Origin of the sequence: Streptomyces sp. NEAU-W12 (assembly GCF_026242095.1) — a bacterium.
Taxonomy (GTDB): Bacteria; Actinomycetota; Actinomycetes; order Streptomycetales; family Streptomycetaceae; genus Streptomyces.
In genome coordinates this window covers 1-13,243 of record NZ_JAPJDM010000040.1, presented here as the reverse complement: position 1 = coordinate 13,243, position 13,243 = coordinate 1, and the positions used below count along the sequence as shown (strand labels likewise).

General features: G+C 69.1%; 11 protein-coding genes. 9 read left to right on the top strand and 2 right to left on the bottom strand.

All coding sequences use genetic code 11. The features are described 5' to 3' along the window. Positions 1–89: 89 nt before the first annotated feature. From ORI94_RS33055 to ORI94_RS33045, 3 genes are all read left to right on the top strand, one after another. Positions 90–761 (top strand): response regulator, encoded by a 672-nt coding sequence (locus ORI94_RS33055; protein ID WP_266082172.1) that lies wholly within the window; start codon positions 90–92, stop codon positions 759–761. 437 nt (positions 762–1,198) lie between these two features. Then, entirely contained in the window at positions 1,199–1,624 is a 426-nt protein-coding gene (locus ORI94_RS33050) for an OsmC family peroxiredoxin (protein WP_266082107.1), read from the top strand. 306 nt (positions 1,625–1,930) lie between these two features. Next, the gene (locus ORI94_RS33045; RefSeq protein ID WP_266082110.1) at positions 1,931–2,473 is read left to right on the top strand and encodes an amidase family protein; all 543 of its coding nucleotides are present in this window, start codon (positions 1,931–1,933) and stop codon (positions 2,471–2,473) included. On the opposite strand, the gene ORI94_RS33040 is transcribed toward ORI94_RS33045, so the two are convergent. After that, on the bottom strand, positions 2,451–2,675 hold the full coding sequence (locus ORI94_RS33040) for a hypothetical protein (RefSeq protein ID WP_266082112.1): 225 nt from the start codon (positions 2,673–2,675) through the stop codon (positions 2,451–2,453). The two genes, ORI94_RS33045 and ORI94_RS33040, sit on opposite strands and share 23 nt — an antisense overlap. A 119-nt stretch (positions 2,676–2,794) precedes the next feature. Here ORI94_RS33040 and ORI94_RS33035 point away from each other — a divergent pair, with 119 nt between their 5' ends. After that, positions 2,795–4,285: an AAA family ATPase gene (locus tag ORI94_RS33035; protein WP_416237938.1), complete on the top strand. Its 1,491-nt coding sequence runs from the start codon at positions 2,795–2,797 to the stop codon at positions 4,283–4,285. A gap of 761 nt (positions 4,286–5,046) precedes the next feature. Here the strand turns inward: ORI94_RS33035 and ORI94_RS33030 are convergent. Continuing rightward, on the bottom strand, positions 5,047–6,060 hold the full coding sequence (locus tag ORI94_RS33030; protein WP_266082116.1) for an ROK family protein: 1,014 nt from the start codon (positions 6,058–6,060) through the stop codon (positions 5,047–5,049). Positions 6,061–6,410: 350 nt separating this feature from the next. Between ORI94_RS33030 and ORI94_RS33025 the strand changes: the two genes are divergently transcribed. From ORI94_RS33025 to ORI94_RS33005, 5 genes are all read left to right on the top strand, one after another. Then, positions 6,411–7,688: an ABC transporter substrate-binding protein gene (locus ORI94_RS33025; RefSeq protein ID WP_266082118.1), complete on the top strand. Its 1,278-nt coding sequence runs from the start codon at positions 6,411–6,413 to the stop codon at positions 7,686–7,688. A 132-nt stretch (positions 7,689–7,820) separates the two neighbouring features. Further along, positions 7,821–8,786 (top strand): carbohydrate ABC transporter permease, encoded by a 966-nt coding sequence (locus ORI94_RS33020; protein ID WP_266082120.1) that lies wholly within the window; start codon positions 7,821–7,823, stop codon positions 8,784–8,786. Positions 8,787–8,854: 68 nt separating this feature from the next. After that, complete coding sequence (locus ORI94_RS33015; protein WP_266082174.1) at positions 8,855–9,676, top strand: carbohydrate ABC transporter permease; 822 nt, start codon at positions 8,855–8,857, stop codon at positions 9,674–9,676. Positions 9,677–9,723: 47 nt separating this feature from the next. Continuing rightward, positions 9,724–12,201 carry a glycoside hydrolase family 2 protein gene (locus ORI94_RS33010; protein WP_266082122.1) on the top strand — a complete coding sequence of 826 codons (2,478 nt, stop codon included), beginning with the start codon at positions 9,724–9,726 and terminating at the stop codon, positions 12,199–12,201. A 40-nt stretch (positions 12,202–12,241) separates the two neighbouring features. Beyond that, positions 12,242–13,243, top strand: a 1,002-nt coding sequence (locus tag ORI94_RS33005; protein WP_266082483.1) for a LacI family DNA-binding transcriptional regulator, incomplete at its 3' end; no start/stop codon positions are given.

Sequence of the window (13,243 nt, the reverse complement as noted above, 5' to 3'; positions counted from 1 at the left end):
GAGCCGACTCGCTATGCCCTGCGCACTACCTCCGTGGGAGGATGTGCGAGAGCGGTGAACCCGGCACGGACAAGGCAAGGAGAAGCGCCATCAGTATTCGTCTGCTGGTCGTGGACGATCAGGCGATCGTTCGCGCGGGCTTCGTGGCGATCCTGGGCGCCGAGGACGACATGGTCGTGGTCGGCGAGGCCGCGGAGGGGGACACGGCGGTGTCCATGGCCGCCGAACTCGCTCCCGACCTGGTGCTGATGGACATCCGAATGCCCGGCATGGACGGGCTGACGGCCACCCGGCTGATCACACGTCACAGCGGCGGTACCAGAGTCCTGGTGCTCACCACGTTCGACCTCGACGCCTATGTCTACGAAGCGCTGCGTGCCGGAGCCTCCGGCTTCCTGCTCAAGGATTCCGAGCCGGACGACCTGCTGTCCGCGATACGGATCGTCGCCTCCGGCGACGGCGTGCTCGCGCCCGCGGTCACGCGACGCCTGATAGCGGCCTTCGCCCACGGCGCCCCTGTCCATGCGAACGTGGCCGAAGTCCTGGACCGCCTCACCCACCGCGAACGCGAGATCCTGGTGCTGGTGGCCACGGGCTTGAGCAACGCGGAGATCGGAGCGCGTCTGGAGCTGACCGTGGGCACGGTGAAAGTGCATGTGAGCGCGGTACTCAGCAAACTGGCTCTGCGGGACCGCGTCCAGGCGACCATCTTCGCCTACGAGAGCGGACTGATCCGTCCGTCGGGGACGCAGGCCGACTGAGGAGCGCGGGCCGCACGTCCGCGCGGCGGCGGGATCGTAGCGCTGTCCGTCCCGCCCGGCGCACGGTGGCGCCGAGCGGGACGTGAGCCCGGCACGACCGACATGCCGCCCACGAAGCGGGGCGACCACCCGCAGGCCGACGCGGGATCGTGGGGCCACCGCCGTAGAGCCGCCCTGGTTCGGGCGGTGACGTGCTGCCCGCGAACATGCGGGGCGCGCGGTTTCCCACCGCCTCCGGCCCGGTGCGCACCTGTGGTTCACGACGTTCCCCGTCGAGGCGGGTAGACCAGCGACATAGGTCGATCAGCCGATGTCCGCAGGTCGGTTCTCCAACAGAATCTGTAGAGGTGGAGCACGGACCCGATCGCCCGGCCGCGGCCGGAACACCGGGCTCCCCGTTGCTCCCCTCTACGCACCGCAAGAGAAAAGGACCCATCGTGGCAACCACGCGCTCAGCACACACCGTCTGGGAAGGCGGCCTGCTCACCGGAGGCGGCATCGTCACCTTCGACTCCTCCGGCACCGGTTACCGGCCGGTGTCGTGGCCGTCGCGCGCCGAGCAGGCGAACGGAAGGACCAGCCCGGAGGAGCTGATCGCCGCGGCCCACTCCAGTTGCTTCTCCATGGCACTGTCGCACGGCCTCGAAGAAGCGGGCACCCCGCCCACCGGGCTCGTCGTCTCCGCCGACGTGACGTTCCAGCCCGGCGAGGGCGTCACCGGCATCCACCTCACCGTCGAGGGCACCGTCTCCGGCATCGACAACGACGCGTTCGTCGCCGCGGCGCAGGACGCCAAGATCAACTGCCCGGTCAGCAAGGCCCTGGCGGGCACGACGATCACGCTCTCGGCCAAGCTCGTCTGAACCGGACCCCAAGTCTCTACCGGACCCTGTGTCTCCAGGGGTACCGCGCGCCGCGGAGGCGCGCGGTACCCCTTGGCTTGAGCGCCGCCAGGGCGGGCACGGCCTGTGCCCGGGCACGGAGCGGTCACGCAGACCGGCGCACAGGGACGGGCTCGGCGCCGCACAGGTGTGTGCTGCGGCCGGGTGGCCGGGCCCGGTCGTTTGGGTGTGGCTGATCGTGTTGTCGTGGTGGCCGGTGCCGTGTGGCGGTTCGGGTCGTGTTCTGGCGTGTGGTGGTGGGGTGGTGCGAGGTCTCAGCCCGGGTGCATGACGCAGCTGACGTACTGCCGCCTCTTCGAGCAGCTCCTCCACGCCACCACTACGGCCACCACCGACGACGACGCCGGCGCGGCCGAACTCGGCGCCGCCCGTGACCTGCACATGGACGACGCGAGCCCACGAGCCGCCGTCCTCCGCCACCGAACGCAGACACACTGCGCCTGGCTCCGCGCCAACGAGGAGCGCCTCCGGCTCCAGCAGACGTGGCACCGGTTCTTCGCCGACGGCCAGTACGACGTCCTCATTACGCCCGTCGCTCCCACTGCGGCGATCCCGGCCGGGAGCCGCTCCCTCATGGTCGATGGCGTCGAGCGGAGCTTCTTCGACCAGACCGGTTGGGCCAACCTCACCAGCCACGTCGGTCTGCCCAGCTTGGTCATGCCTTTTGCGCGCGGCGCCGAGGGACTCCCGATCGGTGTGCCGCTCGTAGGCCCGGCCTATGCGGACCGGAGCTTGCTCGCGCTGGCCGAGCGCCTGGCACCCCTGCTCAAAGGGACGGCCGAGGGCGTCATCGCACCACGGAGCGGATGACCTCTGCGTCGCCGCTGTAGGCGACGGCGCCTTCATCGTCGGCAGGCGACCGCCCTGCGGTGCCACGCGTGAGGACCGCTCCACCGTACTGGTTGAAGAGGCGCTCGGCTCGCGCCAGATCCTCCGGGGTGTCCACCGCTACACCGTCGTCCAGGACAGGGACCATGTGTACGGCGTGACCGTGCTCGACGAAGCGCAGCATCTTCAGCGGTGTCCGTCAAAGCAGAACAAGCTCACGTCGGGTTAGACCGATTCTGTCTAAGTAGACTTGGACACGTCGTGGTCGATCTAGGTTGGTGGAGAGTTCCGGTGCACGAGAGCATGCTTGCCAAGCCCGAGGACGTGGTCGACCGTGATCGGGAGTGGGGTTTGCTGACCGAGTTCGTCACGGATCCTGATCCGGCGATGCGTCTGGGGATCGTGTCGGGGCGTCGGCGGCACGGGAAGTCGTATCTTCTGCAGGCGTTGTCGGAGCGGGTCGGGGGTCTGTACGTCACCGCGGTGCGGGAGGAGGGGCGGCTGCCGGCGATGCGGCGGTTCAGCGATGCCATCGCGGCTCACGCGGGTCTGCGGCCCGGCACGCTGCGGTTGACCGACTGGCGTGAGGTTCTGTCCAACGCCCTCGATGTCACCGTGCGTTCACAGACTCCGCTGCTGGTGATCGACGAGTTGCCGTATCTCCTCCAGCACTCTCCCGAGATCCCGGGCCTGCTTCAGCAGCTCTACGACGAGCGCCAGCGGGGCACCGGGGCCGGCCCCGGAGCGCGGGTGATCCTGTGTGGGTCCGCGATGAGCGTCATGCACGAACTGCTGTCGGGAACGAAGCCGTTGCGCGGCCGTGCGGTGATCGATCTGAGGCTGGGGGCCTTCGACTACCGGGCCTGCCGTGCCTTCTGGCAGATCGGCGACCCGCTGACCGCCCTGCAGGTGGACGCCGTCCTCGGCGGCGCTCCCGGTTACCGGCCGGTGGCTGCCCGCCCGCACCCGGACGACGGCTTCGTCTCCTGGCTCACGCGGACGCTCCTGGACCCGGGGCGGGCGGTGTACTCGCGAACGGAGACGGAGTATCTGCTGCGCGAGGATCCGCGGATCACCCAGCACACCCTCTACTACGACATCCTTACGGCGATCGCCCAGGGTGCCACCACCCCCACCAGGATCGGCGCGGCCCTGGAACGCCAGCGCAACGCAGTCACCCACCCGCTCGACGTCCTGGAGTCCACCGGCTACATCCGGCGCGAGCAGGACATCCTGCGTCCCCGCCATCCCGTCATCACGCTGGCCGACCCCGTCATCCGCTTCAACCAGCTGATCACCCTGCCGCAGGCGGCCACCGTTGAAGAGGGTTTCGCCGAGGAGGCGTGGCAGGCCGCCGCGCCGACCTTCAACTCCAAGATCCTCGGCCCCCACTTCGAGGACCTCGCCCGTACCTTCACGCGCCGCTACGCCCACACCCTGCTTCCCGGCGGCCTGCCCGGTCCGGTCGGTACCACCGAAGTGGCGGACCCCGGGGCCCGCACCAAGCACGAGGTGGACGTCATCGCCCTGGCCCTGGGCGAGCGCCCGCAGGCCCCCCGGGCCCGGATCGCCCTCCTCGGCGAGGCCAAAGCCACCGCTGCCCGCCGCGGCACCGGCGACCTGCAACGCCTGGAACGCATCCGTACCCTGCTTGCCGACCAGGGGTACGACACCACGGGCACCACCCTGGCCCTGTTCTCCCTGCACGGGTTCTACCCGGACCTGATCGACTCCGCGGCCGGCCGCGACGATCTGCTCCTGGTTGATCTGGCGACTCTCTATGGGGTCGGGTAGCCACCACTCCTGTCGCAATGACAACGGCGAACTCGGCGGCGTGGTGGGGTGCGCCCTCGCACAGCAGCGGCGGACCGTGGGCTGCCAGGCGCGGCCGATGCCGATGAACAGCCAGCCGGGACTGTAAAGACAACGGATGATCCGCCCAGCAAGGAGGAGAAGCCAAGTGACGGATCAGAGCCCGGGACGTCCCTCGGGGTGGGTGTGGGGTGGTGTGGGCTGGAGAGCGTGACTCCATTATGGCGGCCGGAGAGGTGGTGCGGGTCATGATGTGCGAGCCGGCGTCCGGAGCGAGCGGGGGCGGATCCCCGGGCGAGCTGGTTGCCGCAGTCTGCTCAATCAGCCCTGAACAGGACGGACTCTCGGCCTTGACGCTCGTTTGACGCTCTGGGCGTCTGCACGAAGGACGATGAGTCGAGAAACCGGCTCTGACCAGGGCTTTTCTGGGACCCGTTCAGGCCGACACCTTTCCGATGACGCATCATGTGGAGTGCGTGGCGATCCTCGAGCCTGCGGCAAAGGGGCCATGACCTGGGGTTTTCCTAGGTCGCTCAAGGGTGGACAGGTGTCCTCGACCTGTTTTTCGAAGCACATCATGTTGAGCGTGTTGTGCTCGTTGAGCCCGCTCGTGACAGCACCCGACCTGCGATTTTGGCAGGTGCGCGGGGTGTGCGGGGCAGGCGTTGCGGGCGACACCCGACGATCGGGTGTCGCCCGCAACGGTGTCTTGACGCCCACTTGACGCACTTCATGAGGGTGCGTCAGGAGCGTGTCACCGCCGGCCGTACGGCTTGCCGGTGGTTGCGCGTTGCGCCCGACGCTGCGGCTTCCGCCAGGGCCGCTGCGCCGACCAGGCCGGAATCAGGACCCAATGCGGCCGGTACGGCACGCAGATGATGCAGGAACGGCATCGCCGCGTAGCGCCGCAGGTGGTGGTTGAGCGGAGAGAAGAGCACATCGCCTGCCTGGGCGACGCCACCGCCGACCACGGCGATGTCGATCTCGACCAGTGCGGCCGTGGCGGCGATACCGGCTGCCAGGGCGCGGGCCGCACGGTCGAACGCGGCGACGGCGGCCGTGTCACCGGCTCGGGCCGCCGTCGCGACCGCCGACGCGTCCGCCGTCGCAGGCGGCCGCCAGCCGAGCGAAAGCGCGTGCCGGGTGATGGCCGTACCGCTGGCGATGCCTTCCAGGCAACCACTCGCACCGCACGGGCAGGGCTCGCCGTCGAAGTCGACACTGATGTGCCCGAGGTGACCGGCGTTGCCGGTGAGACCGTGGCGCACTTGGCCGTCGAGGATCAGACCGGCGCCCACGCCCGTGGACACGACCAGGCACAGTGCGTCCTCGTGGCCGCGTGCGGCACCGTGGCGGTGCTCGGCCGCGGCCATCGCCACCGCGTCGCCCGCCAGCACGACGGGCCTGTGCGCCAGTGCCGGATGCGCGCTGACGGATTCGACGAGCGGAAAGTCCCGCCAAGCGGGGATGTTGACGGGGCTGACGGATCCATGCGCCAGGTCGACCGGGCCGGCGCTGCCGATGCCCAGTGCACGGACGTCTTCCCACAGCGGGGCGGCAGCCAGGGCGTTCACCACCTGGTACACGGCGTCGAGGAGTGTGCCCGCGGATTCCTGCGCCGGGGTGGCGCGGCGCAGGTGGTGGACGAGAGTGCCGGCCGCGGTGACGAGCGCACCCGCGATCTTGGTTCCCCCTATGTCGAGGGCAGCTATCAGGACATCGTCCGGGGCTGGGACGACTAGTTGCTGACTACTCACAGTGATGACTCTCCGAAGGGTGGTGCGTACGGCCGGGTCAGGACACCGTCACATCGGAGCACGAGTATGACAACGATGTCCACGGCTGTGCGCATCTCCTGCGGACAAGGTCTCCAAGCCGAACCAGATTTAGTCATGGTTTAGTAAATGCGCAGTTCAGGGCCCTGAGAATCAACGAAATCAATCTAGACCGGTCTATGGACACTGCCGCGAAGTCACGTCTATGTTGAGCGCTCACCAGGCCGGGGCCTCGGTGCCCGATGTGGCGTTCCCCTCGGCCTGGCGTCGACATTTCGCGATGAGAGGTGGCGGGGATGCGGAGACGTTGGGTGCTTCTTGTGGCTGCAACGATGGTGGCAGCCACGGCCTGTAGCGGTTCGGAGGGCGACGAGCGTGGCGAAATCGCCGCTCCGCCGAGTGATCCGGCGAAGGTGTCGGGCGAGATCACGGTGCTGACCAACCGGACGGACCAGATATCCGACGGCACCCTGGAGAAGTACGCCGCGGAGTTCCGCAAGGTCTACCCGGGCGTGAAGGTCAAGTTCGAGGGCCTGAGCGACTACGAGGGTGAGACCAAGATCCGGATGAACACCGACAAGTACGGTGACGTCCTGCTGATCCCCAACTCCCTGTCCGTCGAGCAGTACCCCACCTTCTTCGCGCCGCTGGGCCAGGCCGGCGAACTGTCGGCGAAGTTCGACTACACCGACCACGCCACCGTGGACGGTCAGGTCTACGGCCTGGCCAACATCGGCGTGGCCAACGGATTCGTCTACAACAAGGCGGTCTGGGCGAAGGCCGGCATCACCGACTGGCCCGCCACGCCGGAGGAGTTCGTCGCGGACCTGGAGACGATCAAGGCGAAGGCCGGCGCCGTCCCGTACTACACGAACTACAAGGACGGCTGGCCGCTGACCAACTGGACGAACGCCGTCGGTTCTCCCGAGTGCGATCCCGGTGCCTACGACGCGCTGGCGACGACCGGGAAGCCCTGGACCGAGGGTTCGGACCTCTACACGATCGACAAGCTGCTCTACACGATCGTCGAGAAGAAGCTGAGCGAACCCGACCCCACCACGACCAACTGGGAAGACTCCAAGGCGCAGATCGGGACCGGCAAGGTCGCCTCGATGTGGCTCGGTTCCTGGGCGATCTCCCAGATGCGCGCCGCGGCGGAGGCGGCCGGCGAGAACCCCGACGACATCGGGTTCATGCCGTTCCCCGCGCAGAAGGACGGGAAGTTCTGCTCGGTCCTGCGTCCCGACTACCAGTACGCGGTCAACGTCCACTCCGACAAGAAGGCCGCCGCCCGTGCGTGGATCGACTGGTACATCACCAAGTCCGGCCAGGCCGCGGCCGAAGGATCCATCTCCTCCGTGAAGGGTGCCCCGCTGCCCGACACGCTGAAGGCGTTCTCCGACAACGATGTCACCACCATTCCGCAGCACCAGAAGAACCGCGCCCGGGTCAACGAGATCGACAAGGCGTCGGAGATCGGGATCACCGCGCAGGAGTACCGGCAGAAGCTGGTCGACGTCGCCCGCGGTGCGGCCGACGGGGACATGGACAGCTACTTCGACGAGTTGAACGGGAAGTGGTCCGAGGCTCGGCAGACCCTCGGCGGCTGACCGCACCACGGCACGGTGAGAACGCTCGGAGAACCCGTCCCGGGCGCACCGGGACTCCACGTGCCCCCGTCGCTCGCCGTGCCGTCGTCGCTCAGTACGCCCGACCGGGAACCCACCACGAGGAACCATGAGATGACCGCTGTCCAGAAGACCCGCGCCCCGGCGCACGCCGTCGGCCGGCGCAGTGCTCCGCCTCCCGGGTCCGGCGCCGGCCGGCCGCGCACCGGCAGGCGCCGCCGTACCGCCGCCCTGACCCCCTGGCTGTTCCTGGCCGCGCCCCTGACGCTGCTGGTGATGTTCACCTACCTCCCGGTGGCCGAGATGATCGGTTACAGCTTCACCGACTGGGACGGTGTCAGCCCCACGCGCTCCTACGTGGGCGCGGAGAACTACACCGACCTGGTCACGCGGCCCGCCCGGTTCGAGGTCTTCCTCGTGAGCGGCTTCTACCTGGCGGCCTCCGTCGTGCAGATCGCTCTCGCCCTGTACTTCGCGACGGTCCTCAGCTTCAACACCCGGTTCCGCAACCTGTTCAAGGGACTGCTGTTCTTCCCCTACCTCATCAACGGGGTGGCCGTCGGATTCGTGTTCCTGTACTTCTTCCAGCCCGACGGCACCCTCGACACACTGTTGCGCCTGATCGGCGTGGACGGCAAGCACCTGTGGCTGGGCGACCCGGACCTGGCCAACCCCTCACTCGCCGGGGTGTCGGTGTGGCGCTTCATGGGGTTGAACATGGTCCTGTTCCTCGGCGCCATCCAGTCGATCCCGCCGCACCTGTACGAGGCGGCGCAGTTGGACGGAGCGAACCGCTGGCAGCAGTTCCGGCACATCATCGCGCCCGGCATCAAGCCCATCATCAGCCTGAGCTTCATCCTCGCCGTGTCCGGCTCCCTGGCCGTCTTCGAGATCCCGTACATCATGACCGGCGGCGCCAACGGCACGGAGACGTTCGTCATCCAGACGGTCAAACTCGCCTTCCAGTTCGACAAGGTCGGTCTGGCCTCGGCCTCGGCCGTCGTCCTGCTGATCCTCATCCTGCTGATCACCTGGGTCCAGCGCCGGCTGATCCCCGAGGAGAGGGTGGAACTCTCGTGACCACCGGCACCACCGGCACCACCGGCACCACCGTCCCCGCCCGGCGTCCGGGCCGCGATCGCAGCGCCCTGTTCCGGACCGCCGTCGCCTTGAAGTACCTGTCCCTGCTGCTGGCGTCGGCCGTGGTCCTCGTGCCTCTCGGCGTCGTTGTGCTGACCTCGCTGAAGACGCGGTCGGAGATAGTGAACGACGGCCCGCTGTCGCTGCCCGGCGACTGGTCCAACTTCGCCAACTACGCCACCGCCTTCGAACAGGGCGCGATGTTGGCGGCGTTCGGCAATACGGCGCTGATCCTCGTGGTCTCCACCGCCGGGACCGTACTGATCGGCTCGATGACCGCCTACGCCATCGACCGTTTCCGGTTCCGTCCGAAGAAGCTGGTGATGGGCCTCTTCCTGCTGGCCACGCTGGTCCCCAGTGTGACGACACAAGTCGCCACCTTCCAGGTGATCGACGATCTGGGCGCCTTCAACACCCGTTGGGCACCCATCCTGCTCTACACCGGAACCGACATCGTCTCGATCTACATCTTCCTGCAGTTCATCCGGTCGATTCCCCTCTCCGTGGACGAGGCCGCGCGCATCGACGGCGCCAACTCCTGGACGATCTACCGGAAGATCATTCTCCCGATGCTGCGGCCGGCCATCGCCACCGTCGTCATCGTCAAGGGCATCGCCGTCTACAACGACTTCTACGTGCCCTTCCTGTACATGCCCGATCCCGAACTCGGCACCATCTCCACCGCCCTGTTCCGCTTCAAGGGCCCCTTCGGCGCCCAGTGGGAGACCATCTCCGCCGGCGCGATCCTGGTGATCGTGCCCACCTTGATCGTCTTCCTGGCGCTGCAGCGCTTCATCTACAGCGGCTTCGCGGCAGGTTCCAGCAAGTGACCCGCCCGCCCACCGCGCCCCGCACCACGTCTCACAAGGAGTCCCGAATGAAGGCCCGCACCCCGCTCTCCCAGGGTTGGACACTGCGCCTGGACACCGACCGCCGCGCCCCCGAGCAAGTGCCCCCGGGGCTGGCCGGGACCGCTGTGCCCGCGCAGGTGCCCGGCTGCGTCCACACCGACCTGATGGCGGCGGGCCTGCTGGCCGATCCGTACCTCGACCGCAACGAGGACGAGGTCGCGTGGGTGGGCCGCGCCGACTGGACGTACGCGACCGAACTGCCCCGGCGGGACACGGCCTTCGAACGCGCCGACCTGGTCTTCGACGGTCTGGACACGGTCGCAGCCGTCCATGTCGGCGGCCGGCTGCTGGGCCGCACCCGCAACATGCACCGCTCCTACCGGTTCGACGTCACCGAACTGCTGACGGACGGACCCGCACCGCTCGAAGTCGCCTTCACCTCCGCCTACAGCGAAGCCGAGGAGGTGCGGACAGCGCTGGGGAAGCGGCCCAACTCCTACCCCGAGCCGTTCAACTACATCCGCAAGATGGCCTGCTCCTTCGGCTGGGACTGGGGCCCCACGCTGGTGACGGCCGGCGTGTGGCGCGAGGCGCGGATCGAGCAGTGGTCCACGGCCCGGCTGGCCGCGGTCCGTCCGCACATCACCGTCGCCGAGGACGGCACCGGCGTCGCCGAGATCGTCGTCGACCTGGACCGCACGGCGACCGGACGTGACCGCGCCCTGCGGCTGGTGGCCGCGGTCGGGGACGCGTCCGCGGAGATCGCCGTCGCCCCGGGGGAGAACACCGCCACGGTGACGGTACGGGTCCCGGACGCGGCACTGTGGTGGCCGCGCGGCTACGGTGACCAGCCGCTGTACGGCTGCACCGTCGTTCTCAGCGATGCTGACGGCAGCCGGGCCCTGGACACGTGGGAGCGTCGCGTCGGCTTCCGCACGATCGAGGCCGACACGTCCGCGGACGAGCACGGAAGCGCCTTCACTCTGCTCGTCAACGGCACTCCCGTCTTCGCCCGGGGCGTGAACTGGATCCCCGACGACGCCTTCCCCACCCGCGTCACGCCCGACCGCTACCGCGCCAGGCTCACCCAGGCCGCCGAGGCGGGCGTGGACCTGGTGCGGGTGTGGGGCGGCGGGATCTACGAGGACCGGGCCTTCTACGACGTGTGCGACGAACTGGGCCTGATGGTCTGGCAGGACTTCCTGTTCGCCTGTGCCGCCTACCCGGAGGAGCAGCCGCTGCGCTCCGAGATCGAGGCCGAGGCCCGGGAGAACGTGGTCCGGCTGATGCCCCACCCGTCGCTGGTCCTGTGGAACGGCAACAACGAGAACCTGTGGGGCTTCGCCGACTGGGAGTGGGAGCAGGCCCTTGCGGGCGACTCCTGGGGTGAGGGCTACTACCTCGGCCTGCTGCCGCGCATCGTGGCGCAGACGGACCCGACCCGTCCGTACTGGGCGGGCAGCCCCTGGTCGGGATCGTGGGACCACACGCCCAACGACCCCGACCACGGCACCGCGCACTCGTGGGAGGTGTGGAACCGCCGTGACTACAGCGACTACCTCACCACCGTGCCGCGCTTCGTCGCCGAGTTCGGCTGGCAGGCGCCGCCGACGCTCGCCACGCTGGAACGAGCCCTGTCCGAAAGGCCGCTGACCGCCGATTCCCCCGGCATGGTGCACCACCAGAAGGCCGAGGACGGCAACGGCAAGCTGAACCGGGGACTCGCCCCGCACTTCACGGAGCCCGCCGACTTCGACACCTGGCACTACCTGACCCAGCTCAATCAGGCGCGCGCCGTCGCCGCGGGCGTCGAGCACTGGCGCTCCCACTGGCCGCGCTGCGCGGGCACGGTGCTGTGGCAGCTCAACGACTGCTGGCCGGTCACGTCCTGGGCGGCGATCGACGGCGACGGGCGGCTCAAGCCCCTCTACTTCGAGATGCGCCGGCTCTACGCCGACCTGCTGCTGACGATCCAGGACCGCGACGGCGACCTGGTGCTCGCAGGCTGCAACCAGAGTGCGGCGACCTGGGAGACCACCGTCACCGTCCGCCGGGTCGGGGCGGACGGCACGGTGCTGGCACAGGCCGAGGTCGTGCTGAAGGCCGCAGCACGGAGCGTGGCGCTGGAGCGGCTGCCGGAGTCGGTGATGCGGTTCGGTGACGTGCGGGAGGAATTCCTCGTCGCCGACACGGAGGGCCTGCGTGCGGTGCACTTCGCCTGCGCGGACCGTGAGTTCGCCTACCCCGCCGCCTCCTACGACGTCCGTGTCAGCGAGGACGGAGAGAGCGGCGCGCTGGTCACCGCCACGGCCCACGGGCTCGTGCGGGACCTGTTGCTCCAGGCCGACCGCCTGGACGCGCACGCCCGCACCGACCACGGGCGTGTGACGCTCCTGCCCGGCGAGAGCACGACGTGGCGGGTCACCGGCTGGCCGCAGCCCGATGCGGAGGCCGCCCGCGCGGCGCTGTACAGCGTCAACGGAGGCGGAGAAGTCCGTGAATGAGGCAAGGACACGCCGGTCGGGGCGCGTCACGATCGCTGACGTGGCGGCCCGGGCCGGTGTGTCCCGCGGAGCGGTGTCCCTGGCCTTCAACAACCGGCCAGGCGTGTCGGAGGCCACGCGTGAACGCATCATGGCGGCTGTGGCCGAGCTGGGCTGGGTGCCGAACCAGGCCGCGATCAAGCTGTCCGGTTCAGCGACCGGCGCCGGGGACACCGTCGGCCTGGTCATCGCCCGCCCCGCGCGGCAGCTCGGGCTCGAGCCCTTCTACATGGAGTTCGTTTCTGGGGCCGAGTCCGTCCTGGAGGAGCACGGCTGCTCACTGTTGCTCCACCTCGTACGGGACACCGACCAGGAGATCGCCGTCCACCGCCAGTGGTGGCAGTCCCGCCGGATCGCCGGCTCCATCCTGGTCGACATCCAGCAGAACGACCCCCGGATCACAGAACTGGCGGCGATCGGGCTGCCCGCCGTGGCGGTCGGCCATCCGTCCCTGACCGGCGATTTCACCTCGGTGTGGACCGACGACGAAGCCGCGGTGCACGAGGCGGTGCGCTACCTCGCCGCCCTCGGACACAGACGGATCGCACGAGTGGGCGGCCATGCGGCGCTCGGCCACACCGTGATCCGTACCGCCGCGCTGAACGCGATCGTGGCGGAACTGGGCCTGGAGCCGGCCCGCAGCGTCACCACCGACTACTCCGGTGAGCAGGGCGCACGCGCCACCCGCTCGCTGCTCGCCTCCCGGGAGCGGCCCACGGCGATCATCTACGACAACGACATCATGGCCGTCGCCGGTCTGTCCGTGGCCGCCGAGATGGGCCTGAGCGTGCCGAAGGACGTCAGCCTGGTCGCCTGGGACGACTCCCAGCTGTGCCGGCTCACGCACCCGAACCTGTCCGCCATGAGCCACGACGTCTTCGGCTTCGGCGCCGACGTCACCCGTCGGCTGTTCGACGTCGTGCACCGCCGCAATCCCTCGTCGGGCCCCGCCGCGACACCCGTCCTGCTGCCCCGCGGCAGCAGCGCACCCCCGCACGACACC